The organism is Gottfriedia sp. NPDC058432 (assembly GCF_042721555.1).
GTDB lineage: Bacteria > Bacillota > Bacilli > Bacillales > Bacillaceae_G > Gottfriedia.
On record NZ_JBHXLC010000008.1, the window covers coordinates 53,865 to 75,559 of the forward strand.

The 21,695-nt window shown below is 32.3% G+C and carries 24 protein-coding genes; 18 read left to right on the forward strand and 6 right to left on the reverse strand.

The window, feature by feature from the left end:
- Positions 1 to 43: 43 nt before the first annotated feature.
- From ACFWM3_RS10015 to ACFWM3_RS10065, 11 genes are all read left to right on the forward strand, one after another.
- A complete protein-coding gene (locus ACFWM3_RS10015; protein WP_025671606.1) occupies positions 44 to 442 on the forward strand; it encodes a cytidine deaminase in 399 nt (132 codons plus the stop codon).
- On the forward strand, positions 435 to 1,343 hold the full coding sequence (era, locus tag ACFWM3_RS10020) for a GTPase Era (RefSeq protein ID WP_056474939.1): 909 nt from the start codon (positions 435 to 437) through the stop codon (positions 1,341 to 1,343). The genes ACFWM3_RS10015 and era overlap by 8 nt, the downstream gene beginning before the upstream one ends.
- Before the next feature lie 232 nt (positions 1,344 to 1,575).
- Positions 1,576 to 1,719 (forward strand): YqzL family protein, encoded by a 144-nt coding sequence (locus ACFWM3_RS10025; RefSeq protein WP_069034173.1) that lies wholly within the window; start codon positions 1,576 to 1,578, stop codon positions 1,717 to 1,719.
- A gap of 27 nt (positions 1,720 to 1,746) precedes the next feature.
- The gene (gene recO / locus ACFWM3_RS10030; RefSeq protein WP_390311261.1) at positions 1,747 to 2,532 is read left to right on the forward strand and encodes a DNA repair protein RecO; all 786 of its coding nucleotides are present in this window, start codon (positions 1,747 to 1,749) and stop codon (positions 2,530 to 2,532) included.
- A 97-nt stretch (positions 2,533 to 2,629) separates the two neighbouring features.
- On the forward strand, positions 2,630 to 3,268 hold the full coding sequence (ccpN, locus tag ACFWM3_RS10035; RefSeq protein ID WP_056474942.1) for a transcriptional regulator CcpN: 639 nt from the start codon (positions 2,630 to 2,632) through the stop codon (positions 3,266 to 3,268).
- 20 nt (positions 3,269 to 3,288) lie between these two features.
- Positions 3,289 to 4,101 carry a pyruvate, water dikinase regulatory protein gene (locus ACFWM3_RS10040; protein ID WP_056474945.1) on the forward strand — a complete coding sequence of 271 codons (813 nt, stop codon included), beginning with the start codon at positions 3,289 to 3,291 and terminating at the stop codon, positions 4,099 to 4,101.
- 544 nt (positions 4,102 to 4,645) lie between these two features.
- Positions 4,646 to 6,454: a DNA primase gene (gene dnaG / locus ACFWM3_RS10045; RefSeq protein ID WP_056474946.1), complete on the forward strand. Its 1,809-nt coding sequence runs from the start codon at positions 4,646 to 4,648 to the stop codon at positions 6,452 to 6,454.
- Between the two features lie 29 nt (positions 6,455 to 6,483).
- Positions 6,484 to 7,602, forward strand: coding sequence for an RNA polymerase sigma factor RpoD (gene rpoD, locus ACFWM3_RS10050; protein WP_069034168.1), 1,119 nt, complete (start codon positions 6,484 to 6,486; stop codon positions 7,600 to 7,602).
- Positions 7,603 to 8,445: 843 nt separating this feature from the next.
- The gene (gene cccA / locus ACFWM3_RS10055) at positions 8,446 to 8,802 is read left to right on the forward strand and encodes a cytochrome c550 (protein ID WP_056474948.1); all 357 of its coding nucleotides are present in this window, start codon (positions 8,446 to 8,448) and stop codon (positions 8,800 to 8,802) included.
- A 106-nt stretch (positions 8,803 to 8,908) separates the two neighbouring features.
- Positions 8,909 to 9,616, forward strand: a complete 708-nt coding sequence (locus ACFWM3_RS10060; RefSeq protein ID WP_390311262.1) for a tRNA (adenine(22)-N(1))-methyltransferase — start codon at positions 8,909 to 8,911, stop codon at positions 9,614 to 9,616.
- The gene (locus ACFWM3_RS10065; RefSeq protein WP_390311263.1) at positions 9,613 to 10,731 is read left to right on the forward strand and encodes a Nif3-like dinuclear metal center hexameric protein; all 1,119 of its coding nucleotides are present in this window, start codon (positions 9,613 to 9,615) and stop codon (positions 10,729 to 10,731) included. Before ACFWM3_RS10060 ends, ACFWM3_RS10065 begins: the two co-directional genes overlap by 4 nt.
- 56 nt (positions 10,732 to 10,787) lie before the next feature.
- Here the strand turns inward: ACFWM3_RS10065 and ACFWM3_RS10070 are convergent, their stop codons facing one another.
- Both ACFWM3_RS10070 and vrrA read right to left on the reverse strand, forming a co-directional pair.
- Positions 10,788 to 11,732, reverse strand: a complete 945-nt coding sequence (locus tag ACFWM3_RS10070; RefSeq protein ID WP_390311264.1) for a 4-hydroxy-3-methylbut-2-enyl diphosphate reductase — start codon at positions 11,730 to 11,732, stop codon at positions 10,788 to 10,790.
- A gap of 81 nt (positions 11,733 to 11,813) precedes the next feature.
- Positions 11,814 to 12,605 (reverse strand): VrrA/YqfQ family protein, encoded by a 792-nt coding sequence (gene vrrA / locus ACFWM3_RS10075; protein WP_390311265.1) that lies wholly within the window; start codon positions 12,603 to 12,605, stop codon positions 11,814 to 11,816.
- A gap of 225 nt (positions 12,606 to 12,830) precedes the next feature.
- Between vrrA and ACFWM3_RS10080 the strand changes: the two genes are divergently transcribed.
- A complete protein-coding gene (locus tag ACFWM3_RS10080) occupies positions 12,831 to 14,138 on the forward strand; it encodes a DEAD/DEAH box helicase (RefSeq protein ID WP_056474957.1) in 1,308 nt (435 codons plus the stop codon).
- 251 nt (positions 14,139 to 14,389) lie between these two features.
- Positions 14,390 to 15,283: a deoxyribonuclease IV gene (locus tag ACFWM3_RS10085; RefSeq protein WP_390311266.1), complete on the forward strand. Its 894-nt coding sequence runs from the start codon at positions 14,390 to 14,392 to the stop codon at positions 15,281 to 15,283.
- A 238-nt stretch (positions 15,284 to 15,521) separates the two neighbouring features.
- Here the strand turns inward: ACFWM3_RS10085 and ACFWM3_RS10090 are convergent, their stop codons facing one another.
- From ACFWM3_RS10090 to ACFWM3_RS10100, 3 genes are all read right to left on the reverse strand, one after another.
- The gene (locus tag ACFWM3_RS10090; RefSeq protein WP_390311267.1) at positions 15,522 to 15,815 is read right to left on the reverse strand and encodes a hypothetical protein; all 294 of its coding nucleotides are present in this window, start codon (positions 15,813 to 15,815) and stop codon (positions 15,522 to 15,524) included.
- Positions 15,816 to 15,939: 124 nt separating this feature from the next.
- Positions 15,940 to 16,191, reverse strand: coding sequence for a DUF2624 family protein (locus ACFWM3_RS10095; protein WP_056474964.1), 252 nt, complete (start codon positions 16,189 to 16,191; stop codon positions 15,940 to 15,942).
- Between the two features lie 373 nt (positions 16,192 to 16,564).
- Positions 16,565 to 17,434, reverse strand: a complete 870-nt coding sequence (locus tag ACFWM3_RS10100) for a YitT family protein (protein ID WP_056474967.1) — start codon at positions 17,432 to 17,434, stop codon at positions 16,565 to 16,567.
- Between the two features lie 266 nt (positions 17,435 to 17,700).
- Here ACFWM3_RS10100 and ACFWM3_RS10105 point away from each other — a divergent pair, with 266 nt between their 5' ends.
- From ACFWM3_RS10105 to ACFWM3_RS10125, 5 genes are all read left to right on the forward strand, one after another.
- Complete coding sequence (locus tag ACFWM3_RS10105; RefSeq protein WP_056474968.1) at positions 17,701 to 18,477, forward strand: metal ABC transporter ATP-binding protein; 777 nt, start codon at positions 17,701 to 17,703, stop codon at positions 18,475 to 18,477.
- Positions 18,474 to 19,310 carry a metal ABC transporter permease gene (locus tag ACFWM3_RS10110; RefSeq protein ID WP_056474971.1) on the forward strand — a complete coding sequence of 279 codons (837 nt, stop codon included), beginning with the start codon at positions 18,474 to 18,476 and terminating at the stop codon, positions 19,308 to 19,310. Before ACFWM3_RS10105 ends, ACFWM3_RS10110 begins: the two co-directional genes overlap by 4 nt.
- A 7-nt stretch (positions 19,311 to 19,317) precedes the next feature.
- Positions 19,318 to 19,728 carry a Fur family transcriptional regulator gene (locus ACFWM3_RS10115; protein ID WP_056474972.1) on the forward strand — a complete coding sequence of 137 codons (411 nt, stop codon included), beginning with the start codon at positions 19,318 to 19,320 and terminating at the stop codon, positions 19,726 to 19,728.
- A gap of 162 nt (positions 19,729 to 19,890) precedes the next feature.
- Positions 19,891 to 20,064 carry a DUF4083 family protein gene (locus tag ACFWM3_RS10120; protein ID WP_390311268.1) on the forward strand — a complete coding sequence of 58 codons (174 nt, stop codon included), beginning with the start codon at positions 19,891 to 19,893 and terminating at the stop codon, positions 20,062 to 20,064.
- A gap of 158 nt (positions 20,065 to 20,222) precedes the next feature.
- Positions 20,223 to 21,005 carry an SDR family NAD(P)-dependent oxidoreductase gene (locus ACFWM3_RS10125; protein WP_056474976.1) on the forward strand — a complete coding sequence of 261 codons (783 nt, stop codon included), beginning with the start codon at positions 20,223 to 20,225 and terminating at the stop codon, positions 21,003 to 21,005.
- A 134-nt stretch (positions 21,006 to 21,139) separates the two neighbouring features.
- Here the strand turns inward: ACFWM3_RS10125 and ACFWM3_RS10130 are convergent, their stop codons facing one another.
- Entirely contained in the window at positions 21,140 to 21,571 is a 432-nt protein-coding gene (locus ACFWM3_RS10130; protein WP_390311269.1) for a VOC family protein, read from the reverse strand.
- Positions 21,572 to 21,695 lie beyond the last annotated feature (124 nt).

Sequence of the window (21,695 nt, forward strand, 5' to 3'; positions counted from 1 at the left end):
ACCCCACTTTTTTTGTTCGGGCTTATAATAGGAGGCTACATAAATGGATAAACAACAACTTATAAATGAAGCGATAAAAGCTAGAGTAAATGCATATGTACCATATTCGAAATTTCAAGTTGGTGCAGCATTACTTACTAAGGATGGTCAAGTTATTCGTGGTTGTAATATAGAAAATGCATCATATGGTCTAACGAATTGTGCAGAACGTACTGCATTATTCAAAGCGTATTCAGAAGGCATTACGGAGTTTACAGCAGTGGCAGTAGTCGCTGATACCGAGGGACCTGTTGCGCCTTGCGGGGCATGCCGTCAAGTTTTATTTGAACTTAGTGGTCCAGATACAATCGTATATTTAGCAAACTTAAATGGAGCAATCCAAGAAACATCAGTAAAAGAATTATTGCCAGGAGCATTTACATCGGAGGATTTGAATGAATAAAGAAAGTTATAAATCAGGTTTTGTCTCAATTATAGGTAGACCAAATGTAGGGAAAAGTACATTCCTAAATCGAGTAATTGGTCAAAAAATAGCTATAATGAGTGATAAGCCTCAAACAACTCGTAATAAAATTCAAGGCGTTTTTACGGAAGATGATGCACAAATTGTCTTTATCGATACGCCAGGAATCCATAAACCAAAACACAAACTTGGTGATTTTATGGTAAAGGTAGCTCAAGACTCAATTAAGGATGTTGACGCTACGTTATTTATGGTAAATGCCAATGAAGGATTTGGTCGTGGAGATGAATTCATTATTGAGAAGCTGCAAGGAAGTCGTAGTCCAGTTATTTTAGTTATTAATAAAATTGATACAATTCATCCTGAACAGTTATTTGATTTAATCAATAAATACAAAGACTTATACCAATTTGCTGAAATTGTTCCAATCTCAGCATTACAAGGGAATAATGTCGATCGCTTATTAAAAGTTATTAAAACTTATTTACCAGAAGGTCCGCAATATTACCCTGCAAATCAAGTAACAGATCATCCTGAAAGATTTATCATTTCAGAATTAATAAGAGAAAAAGTATTGCATTTGACTAGAGAAGAGGTTCCACATTCAATTGCTGTTATTATTGAGCAAATTGAAAGAAGACCAGAAGGAAATGCAATATACGTGAATGCAACAATTGTGGTTGAAAGATCTTCCCAAAAAGGTATTATTATCGGAAAGCAAGGTAGCATGTTAAAAGAGGTTGGCAAGCGTGCTCGTTTAGATATAGAAAACTTGCTTGATACAAAAGTATTCTTAGAGTTATGGGTTAAGGTTCAAAAAGATTGGCGTAATCGTATGTCTCAATTAAGAGATTTAGGTTTCCGTGAGGATGAGTATTAAAAGGCAAAAATTAAGCGATAGGGGCTTAGAATCAGGGGGCTAGTAATATTACCGTTATTTAAAAAGCCCAACACACTTCTTTTGATTTTGCAAGCTTTTTATTTGTTATTTTAATAAATTTTATACACATGAAAATCGGGAGAGAAGGTCACATTATAAGTAAGCAGGGAAAGTAATTTGGCTATAGGTAATGAGCAATGAGTTGTAGCTATTCTTGAAAGGTGGTTTCTCAATGTTGAATTTTACCTGGGATGTCTTTTCTAAAACTGGAAATGTTGAGACGTATTTATTGTTTAAGCAGCTTGAACAGGAACATGTGGATCAGAAAAGTTACATTGATGAAGAAATAGCTGATATTGATTCCCTACATACTTAACCTTCATCCAATTGGATGGTGAGTTAAATGTTACAGCGTGTAGAAGGAATTGTATTACGGGCAAACGCTTATGGAGAATCAAATGTTATTATTACTCTTTTAACAAGAGAATTAGGTAAGATAGGAGTTGTGGCAAGAGGAGCGAAGAAGACGAATAGTCGACTTGCTTCTGTTACACAACTCTTTACATATGGGTCGTTTTTAATTCAAAAAGGATCTGGATTAGGTACATTAAGTCAAGGTGAACTGATTGATTCATATCGAGAATTAAGAAGTGATTTAGTTGCAACTGCGTACGCTTCGATTGTTGTAGAACTTACAGATAAAGCTGTAGATGAGAAAAAAAATAATCCGTATTTATTTGAATTAGTCCTTCAATTACTACAGCACATGAATGAAGGTGCAGATGCTGAAGTTTTGACTTATTTATTTATGACGAAAATGATACCTGTGTTAGGATATCACCCATTTTTTGATCAATGCATAAATTGTAGACGTAGTGCAAATGAAAATATATTTGTAGCCTTTTCTGTTAAAGAAGGTGGGTTTTTATGTCAGCGTTGTAAACAGACCGATCCATATGCTTTTTCTGTTACTGAAAAGTCGGTTAAGCTAATGAGGTTATTTTATCATTTTGATGTAAATCGACTTGGTAAAATTGAGGTTAGTGAAGCAACTAAGAAAAACTTACAACAAATTTTATTTTCTTATTATGATGAATATAGTGGGATCTATTTAAAGTCACGTAAATTTTTAGAGCAATTGAAAAATATGGATAATTTTCTGAAAAATAATAAAAATTCAGAAACCTAAGGAAGGAAATAGGCTACCTATTTCCTTCTTTCTTTTTTAAATTGTAAAAATAGTATATAATATTTATTAGAGAGTATAACATATTGGATAGTTAGGGGTGAGGGAAATAGAACTGACAAAGCGACAAACTCAAATACTTGAAATAGTAAAAAGTAATGGACCAATTACAGGTGAACATATAGCTGATAAGCTAGCACTTACAAGAGCTACGCTTCGCCCGGATTTAGCTATTCTTACAATGACTGGTTTTTTAGAAGCAAGACCACGAGTAGGATATTATTACACAGGAAGAACAAGCGGTGCACAGGTCATTGACAGAATAAAAAAATTGACTGTAAAGGAATTTCAGGCGATTCCTGTTGTAGTGGATCGAAGTTCATCAGTATATGATGCGATCGTTACAATGTTTCTTGAGGATGTAGGAACGTTATTTGTTGTTGATCAAAATTCGGTTTTAACAGGAGTACTTTCGAGAAAAGACTTACTCCGTGCAAGTATAGGAAATAAAGATTTGCATACATTACCCGTAGATATTATCATGACGCGGATGCCAAACATTACAATTTGCTATAAAGATGATACAATTTATAATGTAGCTAAGAGTTTAATTGAAAAACAAATTGATGCTGTCCCTGTTGTTCGTGAAAGTGAGCATGGACTTGAGGTAATTGGTCGATTTACAAAAACAAATTTTACTCGTGCGATTGTAGACTTAATGAACAATGATATGTTTTAGTAAAGTTAAGAGGTGAACATATGGGCAATTCAATCGTTTATGTTGTATCAGATTCTGTTGGAGAAACAGCAGAGCATGTCGTAAAGGCGGCTATTAGTCAATTTCATCAAAAATTCGAGATTAGACGTGTACCATACGTTGAAGATAATGCAACATTAATTGAAATAGTTCAAGTAGCAAAAGAAAATAATGGTATTATTGTATTCACATTAGTAAAACCTGATATGAGAAAGAAATTATTAGAAGAAGCGCAAGGTGCTGGTGTAATTGTTTATGACTTAATCGGTCCATTAATCGATAAAATTTCAACGATTCATAAACTTGAACCTAGAAATGAACCAGGTGTTGTTCGCAAACTAGATGAGGATTATTTCCAACGTATAGAAGCAATTGAATTTGCGGTTAAATATGATGATGGAAGAGACCCAAGAGGTATTGAAAAAGCTGATATTGTCTTAATTGGTGTATCTAGAACATCAAAGACTCCTTTATCACAATATCTTGCTCATAAAGGATTTAAAGTTGCCAATGTGCCTTTAGTTCCAGAAGTAGATCCACCAGAACAACTACTTAAAGTTCCAAAAGAAAAGTGCATTGGGTTAATGATTTCTCCAGAAAAGTTAAACAATATTCGAAAAGAAAGATTAATTTCCTTAGGACTGCACGACGGAGCTAGTTATGCTAATATTTCAAGAATTGAAGAGGAACTAAAACATTTCAATAATGTTGTTAAACAAATTGGCTGTAAAGTTGTAGATGTTTCAAGTAAGGCAGTAGAAGAATCCGCTAATGTAATATTAAATTATTATTATCAAAATAAGCAGATAAGATAATTTTTTAGAAATTAAAAATGATGATTGATCTTTTTAGACTGACACATTAGAGTAATCTAATGTGTTTTCATCTTTTTAAAATAGGAATTTAAATAAATTAGGATCGTATGTAAAAGTTGAAATTCTTTAGTACTTATTGCTAGATTTCCTAATTAAAATAGATTATAATAAAAAATTGTATGAAATGAACTAATAATAGGTTTAACTTTTTATACTTACGAATAAACTATGAATATGTGCTTCCTAGTTTATTGAAGGATGGAAATAAAACTACATAAATCGATACATGTTTTGAAGGAATTACAAAAGACGTGTAGAAATTAATCATAAGCGATAAATAAATGGGTTAATGAAAACCAGAACTAGCAGTTGAATGCAATGCTTATGAACTACTGTTTAGCACTTCTTTTTTAGATAATTATTAATTCATATATGACTTAATAAAGTAAATTAACTTAAGTTTTAATATATGGAAATATTTTTGTCGAATCATGAAGGAATACAGTGAGTTTTATCGAATAAAATAGTATATGGAGCTGTCAGTATGGGAAACAGAATTCCCGATGAACTTGTCGAGCAGGTTCGTCAGTCAGTCGACATAGTTGATGTAGTAAGTGAGTATGTTCCTCTGAAAAAACAAGGAAGAAATTATTTTGGACTATGTCCTTTTCATGGAGAAAGCACACCATCTTTTTCTGTGTCTCCTGAAAAACAAATTTTTCATTGTTTTGGATGCGGTGCTGGAGGAAATGCGATTTCTTTCATTATGCAGCTTGAAGGACTTAACTTTCAAGAATCTGTCCATCAGCTTGCAAAAAATACAAATATCACTTTACCTTCAGATACGGTTGACACAGTCAAGAATCCACAAGCTACTGAGCAAGGCATTATGCTTGAAGCTCATGAGTTTGTCAAAAAGTACTATCATCATCTATTAGTTAACACAACTGAAGGTAAACAGGCGTTAGAATACCTACTTAACAGAGGTATTTCGAAAGAGGAAATAAAGCATTTTGAGCTTGGTGTTGCTTTAGATTCTTGGGATGCTGTTACTAAAGTGTTAGAAAAACGTGGCTATCCAATGCCAATCATGGAGAAAGCTGGTCTAGTTGTTCGAAGTGAACGTGATGGTAATTACTATGATCGATTTAGAAATCGATTAATTTTTCCGATTCATAACCATCAAGGAAAAATTGTTGCATTCAGTGGAAGAATAATGGGTGAAGGTTCACCAAAATATTTAAATAGTCCTGAATCTTCAATTTTCCATAAAGGAAAATTATTATATCAATTTTACCAAGCAAAGAATGTCATGAGAAAGCAAAATCGGGCAATCTTAATGGAAGGTTTTGCAGATGTCATTTCTGCGTTTAGAGCTGGTGTCCATGATGCAGTTGCAACCATGGGAACTTCATTAACAGAGGATCAAGCGAAAGTCTTGAAAACATCTGTTGATCAACTTATTATTTGTTATGATTCAGATCAAGCTGGTATTAACGCAACTGAAAAAGCAGCTAAAGTTCTTCAAAAAGAAGGATTTACAATTAAAGTTGCACAAATGCCTGATGGCTTAGATCCCGATGAATATATAAGACAATTTGGTCCAGAAAAATTTAATACCTCTATTATTGAAGCTAGTGTATCATTAATGAGTTTTAAAATGCAATATCATCGAAAAGGAAAAAATCTTTTAGATGAAACTGTTAAATTTCAGTATATAAAAGAAATGCTACAAGAAATTGCTAAACTAAGTCAACTGATTGAACAAGATTATTACTTAAATCAACTCTCAAAAGAGTTTTCTATCTCGATTGAAGTACTTAAGAAGGAATTTGGACAATATAGTAATCAGGCAAATCGTATATCTAATGTAACAGAAGTAAAAACTGATATCAAACGCGATATTACTTCTAAGACACTTCTTCCTGCACATGTTCGAGCTGAACAATTACTTTTAGCTCATATGTTAAATAGCAGTGACGTGGCTGAGAAAGTGAGACAGCAATATCAGGGTCTATTCTACAATAATGATTATTCCGAGATTATAATCCATCTTTATGCTTATTATGAAGAGGGCAATGAGTCTAATATTAGTAAATTTATGAATTACCTTCCTTCAAAAAGGTTACTTGAAGTAGTTTCAAAAATTGTCAATTTACAGATAGCACCTGAACTAACAGAGCGAGAGTTAAAGGATTATTTAGATGCATTAAACAACTATGATAAACAACAACGTATACGTGAAAAAGAAATAGATCTGAAAAAAGCTGAACGTGAAGGAGATTTTGTAAAAGCTGCAACGATTCTTCAACAAATCACACAGCTAAGATCTAGTATGAAATATGTTAAATGATTCGCGAACTTTTCGAAGGAGGGGAACAGATGGCTGATAAATCGGCTCGTTCTAAAGATACGGAAACAGAAGTAACACTTGATCAAGTAAAAGCATTATTAATTGAAAATGGTAAAAAACGTGGTGTAATTACATATGAAGAAATTGCAGATCGTTTAAACGGATTTGAAATTGATTCAGATCAACTTGAAGAATTTTATGAGCAACTAGGTGAACAAGGTATTGATATTGTTGGTGACGCTGATGATGAACCTAGAGGAACTCAATTAGAGAAGGAAGAAGAATTTGACTTAAATGATTTAAGTGTTCCTCCTGGAGTAAAAATTAATGATCCAGTACGTATGTACCTAAAAGAAATTGGTCGAGTTGATTTACTTTCTGGACAAGATGAAATCAATTTAGCGAAACGTATTGAAGAAGGCGATGAGGAAGCGAAACGACGCCTAGCGGAAGCGAACTTACGATTAGTAGTAAGTATTGCAAAACGTTATGTAGGACGCGGTATGCTGTTCCTAGACCTTATTCAAGAAGGTAATATGGGATTAATCAAAGCCGTTGAAAAGTTTGATTATCGTAAAGGTTATAAATTTAGTACATATGCGACTTGGTGGATTCGTCAAGCGATTACTCGTGCAATTGCTGACCAAGCAAGAACAATCCGTATTCCAGTTCATATGGTGGAAACAATTAATAAATTAATTCGTGTTCAACGTCAATTACTTCAAGATCTAGGTCGCGAGCCATCTCCTGAAGAAATTGGTGAAGAAATGGATTTACCACCAGAAAAAGTTAGAGAAATCCTTAAAATTGCTCAAGAGCCAGTTTCATTAGAAACACCAATTGGTGAAGAAGATGATTCACATTTAGGTGATTTCATTGAAGATTCTGAAGCAACTTCGCCAGCTGAGCATGCAGCTTATGAAATGCTTAAAGAGCAATTAGAAGATGTTCTTGATACATTAACAGATCGTGAAGAAAATGTTTTACGTTTACGATTTGGTTTAGATGACGGACGTACTCGTACTTTAGAAGAAGTTGGTAAAGTATTTGGAGTTACACGTGAGCGTATTCGTCAAATTGAAGCGAAAGCTCTACGTAAATTACGTCATCCAAGCCGCAGCAAACGTCTAAAAGATTTCTTAGAATAGAATGTTTAAAAAGAGTTTATCCTTTATTGGGTAAACTTTTTTATTTTTTATCCAAAATATCAAAAATGAAAACGTTTTAATTAGTAAATATGTCACAATAAAAATTTTGTCAAAATATATCGAATGTCCGTACTAAATATATAATTGTAGTGCTATGCTACATACTAAGTAATACGAACTGGATGACCAATGAACGAGATGGAAATCCGATTCTCTTAGAACAATATTAAAATTGATCTTTTAACTATTTATTCTAAAGATGAATCATAGGATAATTTAAGCAAAAATGGTTATTATAAATTATGGAGACGCTAGTAGTAATTCCATCTTTTTAAACAATTGGTTATCTATTTACTTTATTTTACAGAATTGTCTTTAAATTTGCAAATACTCATTTTCCCTACTTTTTTAATAATTTTTATAATTAGTTCAATACTACTAAATATAAAATAAATGGTTTGAAGACATATTACCTATATCGTAATAGCAATTATTTATTAGAATTTCATTATAAAATTTAGTTGAATCATTTGCTTTAGTTTTTTGGTGGAGATGATTAAATTCGATTTAAGAGTTTAATGGGTGACGCTGGTTTTAAATGGTTTCTTAAAAAAACTTACTTATTTCATTTATCAAGAGGTGAGTTTATACAAATATAATTTGCAAATATGCTAGATCGAATTTAATTCTTTATAGTAGGAAGGTTTATATAATTTTGAAATCGTTTAACAATTTTTAAATTTATCCAATATAATACTTTTTTTATTGTTTTTAATCGTATACAATAATAATGTTATAGTAATTAATTTTATTTTTTTAAGGGGTTACATAAGGGGGATCATAATGAAACGAAATCCATTAATTCCTTTTGCTCTAATTGCAGCACTAGGAATCGCAGTCATGCTAATTATTTCATTAAAAGGAGCAAAACAGGCTGATGAAATTGCAAACGGTGACAAAAAACCGGCGCAAACAGCATCAACTAAGCCAGATGAAATATATGCTCAAACATGTGTTAGCTGTCATGGTGATCAATTACAAGGGGTTGTAGGACCAAACTTAACTAAAGTAGGTTCAAGATACTCAGAAGATCAAATCAAAGACATTCTTAAAAACGGTAAAGAAGGCGGAATGCCAGCTGGTTTACTACAAGGACCACAATTGGATGCTGTTGCTAAATGGTTATCTGAGAAAAAATAAGCAAGCATATAAAATGACCTCTTCGTTAAGAAGAGGTCATTTTGGTTTATTGACTACTATAGTGTAAAATAAAGTTATGAAAATAAAATGAAATGGTGATTTTTTTATGAATGAAGTTAATTTATCAAAGCGTTTAAAAAGAGTATTTGATTACATACCAGAGGGCACGAAATTAGCTGATATTGGATCAGATCATGCTTATTTACCTTGTTATGCAGTTTTAAATAAAAGATGTACCGCAGCAATTGTAGGGGAAATTACTGAAGGTCCATATAATTCAGCACGTTCTACGATTCGTCAAAGTGGGCTAGAAGGAATTGTTGAAGCGAGAATGGGAGACGGGCTGGAAGTTTTAGTACCAAACGAAGTAGATGTCATAACAATAGCTGGAATGGGTGGTTCTTTAATTTCTAGCATATTAGAAAATGGTAAAGAAAAACTTCAAGGTGTTGAAACGTTAGTTTTACAACCAAATATTGGTGCACAACAAATCAGAAATTGGCTTGATCAAGAAGGATATTCTCTTGTGGAAGAAGATATATTAGAAGAGGATGGAAAAATCTATGAAATTCTAGTAGCTTCTAAATCAAATCCTAATAGTGCATACGGTGAAATGAAAGATATGGAGTTATTTATAGGCCCATTCTTATTAAAAAACAAAAATGATGCATTTAAGAAGAAATGGGAACATGAAAGAAATAATTTTGAAAGAATCCTAACTCAACTTGAATCAGCAAAACAAACAGAGGAATCAGTTCAGAAAATTAAAGAAGTCGAACAGAAACTTGAGTGGATAAAAGAGGTGCTTTCATGAAATCGATAAATGGTTTTCAGGTAGTACAGCAATTTGAAGAACTATTCCCTAAGCATTTAGCTGAGGAAGGTGATCCAAATGGTCTTCAAATTGGTACATTATCAAAACAAGTGACAAAGGTATTAATTGCATTAGATGTCACAAAGGATGTCGTAGAAGAGGCAATTTCAATAGGAGCGAACCTAATTATTGCTCACCATCCTATTATTTATCGTCCTTTAAAAAAGATAGAGACAGACAGTGAACCGGGTAAAATTGTGGAACTTTGTATCAAACATGATATAGCCGTTTTTGCAGCACATACAAATGTTGATATTGCAGAGATCGGTGTGAGTGATTTTTTAGCTGAAGCTTTACAATTAGAAAATACGAAAGTTCTCGTTCCTACATATGTAGAAAAATTAATTAAGTTAGTTGTATTTGTACCGAAAACACATGCAGAAATTGTATTAAACGCAATTTGTGATGCTGGAGCAGGTCATATTGGCCAATACAGCCATTGTACCTTTAGTTCGAATGGGACAGGGACATTTATGCCTTTAGAAGGGACAACACCATTTATTGGGCAACAGGGTCAATTAGAAAAAGTTGATGAGGTAAAGCTCGAAACAGTTGTTCCCCAATTAAAATTAAAACAAGTTCTTAAAGTGATGCAAAAAGCTCATCCGTATGAAGAAGTGGCATATGATACTTACACACTAGAAAATGAAGGCAAAACATTCGGGATTGGAAGAATAGGAAGCCTTAAAGAAGAAATTTCGTTAGAAGAATTTGCTTATTATGTGAAAGAAAAATTAGATTTACAAGGTGTAAGAGTGGTTGGGAACTTAAGCGAACGAGTAAAAAAGGTTGCCATTGTAGGTGGAGACGGAAATAAGTTTGCCTATCATGCAAAAAGAAATGGTGCAGATGTTTATTTAAGTGGTGATATTTATTATCATGTGGCACAGGACTTTAAAATGCTTAATTTAAATATAGTTGATGCAGGACACAATATTGAAAAAGTAATGAAATTAGGTGTTAAACGTCTTTTAGATAATAAATTAAAAGAAAAAAACATGGCTTGTGAAATTATCGCTTCAACCATCCACACTGATCCATTTACATTTATTTAATCGTATTTTCACTAAAAAAAGGACTTCAGGGTTAAAAATCCAGAAGTCCTTTTTGTTTAGTCTTTTATTCTAACTTTAGGTAATATTTTATTTAATTCTACTATTGATTTTGTATCCCAAGTGCTTTCATCGTTTGGATCGTATTTCTCCAAAAATGCGACAACCTCACGTGTTATCGGTGTTGGAGTAGAAGCTCCAGAAGTAACTGCTACAGTCTCAACGCCCTCTAACCATTTTAATTGAAGTTCAGTAATATCTGAAATACGAAATGCCTTTGTTCCTGCAATTTCATGTGAAACTTGTGCAAGTCTATTTGAGTTATTACTCATCGGGTCACCTACGACTATTGTTAAATCTGCTTGTCCTGCTTGTTCAGCAATCGCTTCTTGACGTACTTGAGTTGCCATACAAATTTCTTTATGGACATGAGCAGTCGGATATTTTTTAATTGAGTATTGAATTAATTCTACTACGTCCCATTGGCTCATAGTTGTTTGATTTGTAATGATAATTTTATCAGTAGGAATATCTAAAGCATCAATATCAGATTTATTTTGAATTAAGTGAACAATCGAAGGAGCGATTCCAACTGCGCCTTCTGGTTCCGGATGTCCTTTTTTACCAATATAAATAAAGTGATAGCCTTCAGCCATTCGTTCTTTAATTAAATCATGTGTTTTAGTTACATCTGGACATGTTGCATCAATCGTCGTAAGTCCTTTTTTGATTGCTTTTGATTTTACTTCTGGAGAAACTCCATGGGCGGTGAAAATAACAGTACCCTTTTCAATCTTATCTAAAATATCTAATCTGCTTGGACCATCTAAAGTAATGATTCCTTCTTCTTCAAATGCGTCTGTAACATGTTTATTATGAACAATCATACCAAGTATGTAGATTGGTCTTGGTAATGATGGATCTTTAGCTGCATTTCTAGCAATGACCATTGCATCTACAACTCCATAGCAATAGCCTCGTGGGGTAACTTTAATAACTTTCATGGAGTAGCCCCTCCTTTATAATATTGTTGTCATTTTTTATTATAAAGGAGGGAGATACTACTATACAAAGAAAAAGAAAATTTACATAAACAATTTTGGTTTTGGATTTACATTTGATGCAGGTTCTTCAATATTATGAGATGGTTCTACTTCTACTTCTGACTTAACTGGAGCTTTTTTTCTTCTTTTTGGTTTTGTTTCTTTTATTTGCTCTACATCTATTATTGCATTCGCTTCATTTTTTTTACTTTTTTTTGTGTCGACCGGATCATCGGTATTTACTGCTTTAAATATTTTGTAAATTGAAGGGAAATTTTTAATAGCAGGAGCGTATTGTTGAATCATTGGCGTAACTTGTTGAGCAGCTTGAACAGCTTTTTGCATACCACCGATGACACCTGTAATAGAAGTGTCTCCACCCATTAAACGTGAGAAAAAACCTGGACTGCCATCATCTTCTTTTTCGGGTTTTTGCCCAGTCATTGGGTATTGATTTTGTGGTTCTTGTTGCTGATAATTACTACCGCCTTGTGCCTGCATTACTGGCTGATTTTGAAAAGGAACAGGTTGTAAAATTTTATTTTGGCTTATATATTGTTGATGTGCGTTTAACTGCGGCTGATATGAAATTGGTTGCTGATAATGACCTTGTTGCCCAACTATTTGTTGGATAGGTGGATAAAACTGTTGTTGAAATTGCTGATAAGGTTGCTGTGGCGATTGGGGATATGGATATCGTTGATCAAAATTTGGTCTTGCACCGTATGGATTTTGTGAATTTTGATAAGGCTGTTGATAACTATTATAATAATTTGGACCGCTCATAGGAAAAGGCTGTTTATTTTTTTTCTTAAACTTATCAAGTAATCCCAATCTAATACCTCCTTTCAAAAATGCTCTTTATTACTTAGGCTATGCACATAATTTGAAATGGTTAGTATAGGACAGAATAAAAATTAAAATGCTAAAAAAGAAGAAAGAAAAATTAGAATTAGCCTTATTGGGCAAATCTATTGTATAATAGATAATTGTAGCTATTTTGTACGAGGAGTTAGATTCCTCATTACATAGAAAGTTTAAATTAAGAAGGTGAGTTATATGGCAATTTCATTTAAAAATTTTCAATTAAAACCATTTATTTTGGAAGCGATAGAGAAGAAACACTTTTCAGAACCAACAGAAATTCAACAAAAGATCATTCCTCAAGTTAAAACTGGACGTAGTGTAATCGGTCAATCGCAAACAGGGTCAGGAAAGACTCATGCATATCTAATTCCGACGATTAATACATTAGATCCATCTTTAGATCAAGTACAATTAGTAATAACTGCTCCAACTCGTGAATTAGCAACTCAAATTTATAATGATGTTCAAGCAATCATTGAATGTTGTCCAGAAGATGAGCAGTTAACTGCAAAAAACTTCGTTGGAGGAACTGACTACAAACGTACTGTTGAAAAACTAAAAAAACAGCCACATATCGTAATCGGAACTACTGGACGTATTAAAGATTTAGTAAATGATAATGTATTATTAGTTCATACTACGAAATATTTAGTAGTAGATGAAGCAGATTTAATGTTAGATATGGGATTTATCCATGATGTGGACCAAGTTGCATCAAAAATGCCAAAGAAACTACAAATGCTTGTTTTTTCGGCGACAATTCCTGAGAAGCTTAAACCGTTTTTGAAAAAGTATATGGACAATCCTGAACATATTCATATTAATCCGCAACAACTTTCAGCTCAGAAAATTGAACATATCATTGTTCCAAGCAGACATAAGGACAAAGTTAAAATGGCTAAAGATATTTTATTAAGTTTTCAGCCATATTTAGCAATTGTCTTTACAAATACGAAGAAAAAGGCTGAAGAAGTTGCGACTCAATTATCATCATATGGCTTAAAAGTTGGTCAAATTCACGGAGATTTAACTCCTCGTGAACGTAAAAAAATGATGAAGCAAATTCAAGATTTAGAGTTCCAATATATTGTTGCTACTGACCTAGCTTCCCGAGGCATCGATATTGAAGGGGTAAGTCATGTAATAAATATTGAATTACCAGCAGATTTAGACTTTTATGTCCACCGTGTAGGACGTACAGGGCGTGCAAACTTCTCTGGAACTGCGATTACTATCTATGACCAAGAAGATGATCAAGCATTAGACAAGCTTCAAGACCGTGGTATTACATTTGAGCATCGTGAACTTAAAAAAGGTGAGTGGGTTGATTTAGGTCCACGCGCAAAACGTAAGCTTCGTAAAAAAACAGATCGTAATTTAGATGCAGTTGCTAATAAAGCAATTAAAAAGCCATCTAAAGTTAAACCTGGCTATAAACGTAAATTGAATGCACAAAGAGAATCATTTAAAAATAATGTGAAAAGAAAAACGAGTAGATAGTTTGAAAAAAGAAAGGAAGAATATTCCTTTCTTTTTCTTTTACACTTTAAGAAAGTATAAATTGGCAACGAGGAAGTTAATTCGACGTGGTAGCCAATTTTAGGAATAAAGTATAAGTGCAACTAAACCTCTGTCTTCGCCTAAGACTTGCCAATCGGCAAGTTTTCTTTATAAACAGGCGAACAATTTAACCATGTTTGATTTTCGTGTTAAAATGGTAAGTATGATTAATTAAGGTAGGAGCTGAAAGAATGTTACGAATAGGATCTCATGTTTCAATGAGCGGTAAGAAGATGTTTTTAGCCTCTAGTGAAGAAGCTGCAAGTTATGGTGCTAATACATTTATGGTGTATACAGGTGCACCTCAAAATACACGCCGTAAAGCAATTGAAGATTTAAATATTGAAGCGGGTTTAAAACATATGGCTGAAAATGGAATTGCTGATATCGTAGTCCATGCACCATATATTATCAATATTGGAAATACTACAAATCCAGCTACCTATGAATTAGGTGTTGAATTTTTACAAAAAGAAATAGACCGTACAGCAGCATTAGGAGCAAAACAAATCGTATTACACCCTGGTGCTCACGTAGGCGCTGGTGAAGATGCTGGTATCGCTAGAATTATTCAAGGTTTAAATGAAGTATTAACAGCTGAAACTCCAGTACAGATTGCGCTTGAAACAATGGCTGGAAAAGGATCAGAATGTGGTAAATCATTCGAAGAAATAGCGAGAATTATGGAAGGTGTACATTACAACGATAAATTATCAGTTTGTTTTGATACATGTCATATTAATGACGCTGGATATGACATCGTTAATGACTTTGATGGTGTCTTACAGCAATTCGATCACTTAATCGGGATTGATAAAATAAAAGTACTTCATATTAACGATAGTAAGAATCCAATGGGAAGTCGAAAAGACAGACATGAGAACATTGGCTTTGGATCGATTGGATTTAAAGCATTAAACTATATTGTTCATCATCCACAACTAATGGACATTCCTAAAATTTTAGAAACTCCATATGTTGGGGAAGATAAAAACAACAAGGTTCCGCCGTATAAATTAGAAATAGAAATGTTACGCAATCAAGAATTCAATGAAAATTTAATTCAAGAATTATTGAAAGCATAATTTAAAGAAACCAGTCCAATTTAAATAAAGGGCTGGTTTTTATTTTCTTATTAGTGATAAACTAGCAAATATGCTCTTATTCTTCCTAAATTGAATAAAAAACTGTTAATTATATTTAAAATAGAGCGGTTTATCAGCTACAAATAAAAATCCCTGCAGAGATACTCCCCCAGCAATAAAAAAAGGGCACCCATATGTCAGTTAATCCGACATATGAGTTCGCCCCATTTGATCTTCTTTATAATACTATTTCTACAATTTTTTTTAACTTACTATCTAAATATGAAGCAATTATCTTTCCGTCTTTAATTCTTTTCACAGTGACAACATTACTAACTAATTCGTGATCATGTTCGTCTAAGTGCATTAATTTAATATAGACCACATGTGCCTTGTCACGTTCGATTAAACTACTAGCGATATTAAGAGCTAAGTTATGGCTTAAATCATCCATATGAAACATGTGTTTGAATTTCACTTCATCATCTGTTTCTTTGTCTAAATAAATTATTTCATAATGTAGCTCATGCAAATCCATATTAATCCCTCTCATTTCGTTTTGGAATAATTAGGTGATTCGTTGTATGAGCATTATATGATTAGTGAAATGAGGAGAGTAATAAATTAAAGCTTTTTAATGAACATTTTAACCAAGCTTAAGTTAGCTTTTGAAAAATAATATCAATTTGTTGTGCAGTGGCCTTTGAGGTAACATTTGCAATTTGGGAAAGAATTTGTTTTTTATGTTCAGTGTCATATATATTATAATTTTTCCCGTTTAATATTGCAGCCACTTTATTGGCTTGATCTGGAGTAATATACACTTGATATTGTTGACTTAATTTTAATAAATCCTTTGGTGTTATACTATTAACCTTTTTATTTATGAGAGTCTGGATAATATTCATTCTGAACCTCCTCTTAGGTGAAATACTTCATCAATAAATTTTATGAAAGGTCATTATAAATAATGAGCATAGGACACTAATCTCAATTAATTTTTCAAAAATAATATGTAAATCAGTAGGAGGAGCGTTATAAAACTTTGAAATTTCTATGATTTCATTTGGAAATTCAGAAGTAACTAAAGGTTTTTGAAAAGACAAATACTACATAATAGCCGTGGAGTTCTTTAAACAGTGTTAAAAGGATCAAATCGTATTGAGGAGTTGAGGTATTTGATTGATGAGATTAAAAATGGAATTAAATTAACAACTCAATTAAACTATTAAAATAGAAAAGCTTGAATTCATGATAGAATTCAAGCTTAATTGTTTACTATTAATGGATTGCTTTCTTCTTAAACTTTCCACCTTTAACATCAGCTATATTTCCGATGGCTACAAAGGCATTTTCATCATAGTCTTCAACAATTGATTTTAATTTTGCTTCTTCAAGTCTTGAAATGACTGTAAAGATGATTTTTTTATCTTCACCCATAAAGCCACCTTCGCCATGAAAATATGTAACTCCTCGACCTAATCGGGCATTTAATGCATCACCGATTTCTTTATCATTATCACTAATGATCCAAACAGATTTAGTATCTTGGAACCCTTCAATTGTTAAATCAATTGTTTTAAATGCTACATAATAGGCAATTAATGAATACATAGCATTATCCCATCCAAATACAAATCCTGCACTTCCGAGAATAAAGACATTAAATGCCATAACAACTTCACCAATTGAAAAAGGTGATGATTTTGTTAAAAGTATTCCTATAATTTCTGTCCCATCAAGTGAGCCACCATTACGAATTACTAAGCCTACGCCAATTCCTAAACCTAATCCACCAAATAATGCAGCTAGTAAAGGGTCATTAGTTAAATGAGGAATGTCCTTAAAAAGAGAGGTAAATACTGAGAGAACAGTGATACCAAATAAAGTTGAGATAGCGAATGTTTTACCTATTTGTTTATAACCTACTATTACAAAAGGTAAGTTTAACAAGAATAGAAAAATACCGAGATTAATCGAAGTAATATGGGAGAGGATCAAAGAGATACCTACGATTCCACCATCAATGATATCAGTTGGAATAAAGAATGCTTTTAAGCAAGCTGCCATCAGAGCAGCCCCTAATGTAATAAAAAACCCCCGTTTAATAATCTTAAAGTTTGAAAGCTTACGATGTGTAATTGCGTTCAAAAAACCACCTCTTTATCTATATTTATATGTTAATTGTAACACATTGTATTTTTCGTCACAAAGTGATAAGTCTTATTTATTAAAAATACATTAAAGATTTTCCGTGGAAATTAAAGGATTTAAAGTATTGATAAAGATGAAATTAAATTAAAAACGTATATAAATTTTGCCGAGTTTTCTTTGTTTACAAATAAGAACTATTCTCTTATACTAAGAACTTGAAGTAAAACGTAATTATTCCTAAATAGATGAAGGTGTTTTAATAAATGAGTCAAGATATCATAAAAATTGAAGATTTGTCTTATAGCTATGAACGTCAAAAGGTATTAACCGACATTAATCTTCTAGTAAAAAAGGGAGACTTTTTAGGTCTAGTTGGTCCAAATGGTAGCGGCAAATCAACTCTACTAAAATGTATATTAGGTATCCAACAACCAGATGAAGGAAAAATAGAGATATTCGGTACAGATATTCGAAAAATGAAAAGCTGGGATAAGATTGGTTATGTATCTCAAAAAGCGAATAGTTTTAACTCTGGATTTCCAGCATCGGTTTTTGAAGTAGTATCATTAGGTCTTGTTTCTAAACTAGGATTGTTTAACGGTTTTAAAAATTCGGATAAACAAAAAGTCGCTGAGGCCTTAAAATCAGTTGGTATGTATGAATTTGCAAATCGTAATATCGGCGAACTATCAGGTGGACAACAGCAGCGTGTCTTTATTGCGCGAGCACTTGTAAGTAATCCCGAACTATTAATACTTGATGAACCAACCGTTGGGGTAGATGCTGAAAATGTAGAAAGCTTTTATGAATTACTTAGCGATTTAAATACTAAGCTTGGTATTACTTTATTATTAGTTTCTCATGACATAGGCATTATTACTGATAAAGTATCACATGTTGCATGTTTAAATAAAAGATTACACTTCCATGGTAGTAGAGATAAGTTTAAAGATGCTACTGAGAAGGATTTGTCTCTTCTATATGGCCATTCTGTGCATGTACTATCTCATAATCACGAGAATGGGGGAGAGCGAATATGATGGATTTTTTTCATTATGATTTTCTGAGAAATACATTAATCACTGGTATGATTATTGGAGTTATGGCTCCTTTATTAGGTGTATTTGTTGTATTTAGGAGATTATCACTTATTTCTGATGCGTTGAGTCACGTGACTTTATCAGGAGTTGCAGCAAGTCTTTTACTTGAAAAGTATTTCTTTACATCTGGTTTTGTTAGCCCTTTATTTATGGGGATGACATTTTCAGTTGCAGGAGCATTTTTAATTGAAAAATTAAGAAGTGTTTATAAACATTATCAAGAGTTAGCAATTCCAATCATTCTTTCAGGAGGAATGGGATTAGGTGTTATTTTAATTTCATTAGCTAATGGATTTAATACAGATCTATTTAGTTATTTGTTCGGTAGTGTTAGTGCTGTGTCACAAGAAGATTTAATTACTGTCATAATTATAGCTGTTTTTGTAGTAATATCTATTATAGTACTTTATAAAGAATTGTTCCTATTATCATTTGATGAAGAATATGCAGTTGCTTCAGGTATAAATGCAAAATGGATTCATTACTTGTTTATTTTATTAGTTGCTTTAGTAGTATCCATTTCAATGAGAGTTGTAGGTGTTTTATTAGTATCTTCTCTAATGACTTTACCAGTAGCATCGAGTATACGAATTTCGAAGGGGTTTAAGCAAACAATCATCTTTTCAATTATTTTCGGAGAGTTTTCAGTAGTTGCAGGTATTTTGCTTTCTTATAATTTAAATCTAGCGCCTGGTGGTACGATTGTGATCCTGCAAATCCTTATTCTTATTTTTACTTTAGGTTTGAAGAAGTTAAGAACAAGTCAAAGGTAGTGATTAAATGAAATTAGCAGATGCATCAAAATTATTAAAAGAAAGAGGCTTTAAAAATACGCCTAAACGATATGATATGCTAGAATATATTTTTAGGCAAAATAAATATGTAACTGCAAGAGATATTCAACAAGCATTAATAGATAAATACAAAGGCCTTAGCTTTGATACAATTTATCGCAATTTATCTACGTTTATCGAAGTAGATGTAGTGGAAGTTACGGAACTAGATGGTGAAAAGCGTTTTCGATCAAAGTGCTCTTCTTCAGAGCATCATCATCATTTTATTTGTTTAGATTGTGGTAATACAAAAAGTATTTATCGATGTCCTATGGAAAATTTATCTGTTGATTTACCTGGTTATACAGTACAAAGCCATAAATTTGAAATATACGGACTATGTCCAGAATGTAGTTGAATTCCAACCACTTTTAGAGAGTACAAATAGTACTCTCTATTTTATTTTAGGGATAAGATCTAATTTTTAAAATGTATTACATAATTTACCAATTTCGTATATACTTAAATTAGAAGTGAAGAATTTATTTAATGTACATTGATAATACTAAGGAGTAAAAATATGGAAAATATAGCTATAGGAGATTTAATCTTTCAGTTGATTGTATTTTTAATACCGGTTGCTATTATTATTTTTGTTGTATTTATTTATCGATCTACTAAGAATAATAGGGTTCAAATGCAGAGACTTGAGGCAAAGCTTGATAAAATGAACGAAGACATAAAAAAAGATTAGTAGACTATATTCCAAGTTTCTAAAGACAATATATTATTGTCTTTTTTTCATTTATAAGGTATAGTAAGTTTCAACATACGTTTAAATGTTTAAACATATAATCTTAATTGAAATTAAATGATAAATAATATAAATGTGAAGAGCAGGGAGACAAAAAGATGAAATCAAATGAGACCGTATTAATTACAGGAGCGTCTGGAGGAATTGGTAAAGAATTAGCTATTTTATTTGCAAAAGATGGATTCGACTTAGTTTTAGTAGCTAGATCAATTGATAATTTGTTAAAAGTAAAAAATGAAATTGAATCAATGTCGAATGTAAAGATTCAGCTATTTTCAAAGGATTTATCTAAGGAAGATGAAATAGTTTCTTTAGAAAAGGAATTAAATGCTGAAAATATTCAAGTTGATTATTTAGTGAATAATGCTGGATTTGGATTATTTGGGGAGTTTGCAGCTACAAATTTAGACGAAGAGTTAAACATGATTGATTTAAATATACGTACAGTTACACATCTGACAAAACTGTTTTTAAAAGGAATGATTGAACGAAATAAAGGTGGGGTGATGAATATTGCTTCTACAGCAGCATTTCAACCAGGGCCTTTAATGGCAGTTTACTATGCATCAAAGTCTTATGTTCTTTCTTTTACAGAAGCACTTTCGAATGAAATGAAAGGAACAAATATTAAAGTAACAGCTGTATGTCCTGGTGCAACAGAAACGGATTTTGGAAAACGTGCTAATATGCATGAATCAAATTTATTCCAAAGTGGAGTAGGGAATGTAAAAGATGTTGCTAAAGTAGCATATAGGGGATTTAAAGATGGAAAGACAATTGTGATTCCTGGAATGACAAATAAAATACTAGCAAATTCTGTTCGATTCATGCCAAGAAAATTAGTTACGAATGTTGTAAGGTATATCCAAAGAAGAATATAATTGATCAAAACGACTCAGTCCTTGACCGAGTCGTTTTTTGCAGCTAAATTATGTATGAATTTCTAATTAAGAATTTTTAGAAACCTGGAAGTTTAGAACTTGTAAAATTAAACAAGCAATTATTCACTAATAGATTATTGCTGCCCGGCAGGGTGTGTAAATACTTGGAATAATACGCCAAATTTGTCAACTACTTTACCATAACATGGGCTAAATCCAGTATCTTGTAAAGGTAATTCTACTTCACCGCCATCTGAAAGGCCTTCAAAAAATCTTTTTGAAATTTCAATTTCATTTGTAGAAATACAAATTGTTACTTGGTTTCCACTTTGGAATGGGTAACCAGGATAAGTATCTGAAACCATTAATACTGATTCTCCGATTTGGATCGTTGCGTGCATGATTAAATTCTTAACATCAGACGGTATTTTTCCTTCTGAGTCGTCTCCAACTTCTCCATAAGTTTGACTAAATAATACCTTAGCATCAAGTGCTTTTTCATAAAAATTAATTGCTTCTTGAGCATTTCCATCCATGATTAAATAAGGGATTAATTCTAATGACATGTCCACTACACTCCTTGTTTAAAAATTAAATTGTGAATTGAAAAAAATATGACTTAAATAGTCTAAAACGCTTGTTTAACTATTACCATATTCTATTCTATTCATATCTAAATTATAAAATAAA

Bases quoted from the DNA above. Each gene is read 5' to 3' on its own strand.
- ACFWM3_RS10080 (WP_056474957.1), top strand. From the start codon at position 12,831: ATGGCAATTTCATTTAAAAATTTTCAATTAAAACCATTTATTTTGGAA.
- ACFWM3_RS10095 (WP_056474964.1), bottom strand. From the start codon at position 16,191: ATGAATATTATCCAGACTCTCATAAATAAAAAGGTTAATAGTATAACA.
- dnaG (WP_056474946.1), top strand. From the start codon at position 4,646: ATGGGAAACAGAATTCCCGATGAACTTGTCGAGCAGGTTCGTCAGTCA.
- ACFWM3_RS10125 (WP_056474976.1), top strand. From the start codon at position 20,223: ATGAAATCAAATGAGACCGTATTAATTACAGGAGCGTCTGGAGGAATT.
- recO (WP_390311261.1), top strand. From the start codon at position 1,747: ATGTTACAGCGTGTAGAAGGAATTGTATTACGGGCAAACGCTTATGGA.
- ACFWM3_RS10120 (WP_390311268.1), top strand. From the start codon at position 19,891: ATGGAAAATATAGCTATAGGAGATTTAATCTTTCAGTTGATTGTATTT.
- ACFWM3_RS10070 (WP_390311264.1), bottom strand. From the start codon at position 11,732: ATGAAAGTTATTAAAGTTACCCCACGAGGCTATTGCTATGGAGTTGTA.
- ACFWM3_RS10110 (WP_056474971.1), top strand. From the start codon at position 18,474: ATGATGGATTTTTTTCATTATGATTTTCTGAGAAATACATTAATCACT.
- ACFWM3_RS10060 (WP_390311262.1), top strand. From the start codon at position 8,909: ATGAATGAAGTTAATTTATCAAAGCGTTTAAAAAGAGTATTTGATTAC.
- ACFWM3_RS10015 (WP_025671606.1), top strand. From the start codon at position 44: ATGGATAAACAACAACTTATAAATGAAGCGATAAAAGCTAGAGTAAAT.
- ACFWM3_RS10040 (WP_056474945.1), top strand. From the start codon at position 3,289: ATGGGCAATTCAATCGTTTATGTTGTATCAGATTCTGTTGGAGAAACA.
- rpoD (WP_069034168.1), top strand. From the start codon at position 6,484: ATGGCTGATAAATCGGCTCGTTCTAAAGATACGGAAACAGAAGTAACA.
- ACFWM3_RS10130 (WP_390311269.1), bottom strand. From the start codon at position 21,571: ATGTCATTAGAATTAATCCCTTATTTAATCATGGATGGAAATGCTCAA.
- ACFWM3_RS10105 (WP_056474968.1), top strand. From the start codon at position 17,701: ATGAGTCAAGATATCATAAAAATTGAAGATTTGTCTTATAGCTATGAA.
- ACFWM3_RS10025 (WP_069034173.1), top strand. From the start codon at position 1,576: ATGTTGAATTTTACCTGGGATGTCTTTTCTAAAACTGGAAATGTTGAG.
- ACFWM3_RS10085 (WP_390311266.1), top strand. From the start codon at position 14,390: ATGTTACGAATAGGATCTCATGTTTCAATGAGCGGTAAGAAGATGTTT.
- ACFWM3_RS10065 (WP_390311263.1), top strand. From the start codon at position 9,613: ATGAAATCGATAAATGGTTTTCAGGTAGTACAGCAATTTGAAGAACTA.
- ACFWM3_RS10115 (WP_056474972.1), top strand. From the start codon at position 19,318: ATGAAATTAGCAGATGCATCAAAATTATTAAAAGAAAGAGGCTTTAAA.
- era (WP_056474939.1), top strand. From the start codon at position 435: ATGAATAAAGAAAGTTATAAATCAGGTTTTGTCTCAATTATAGGTAGA.
- cccA (WP_056474948.1), top strand. From the start codon at position 8,446: ATGAAACGAAATCCATTAATTCCTTTTGCTCTAATTGCAGCACTAGGA.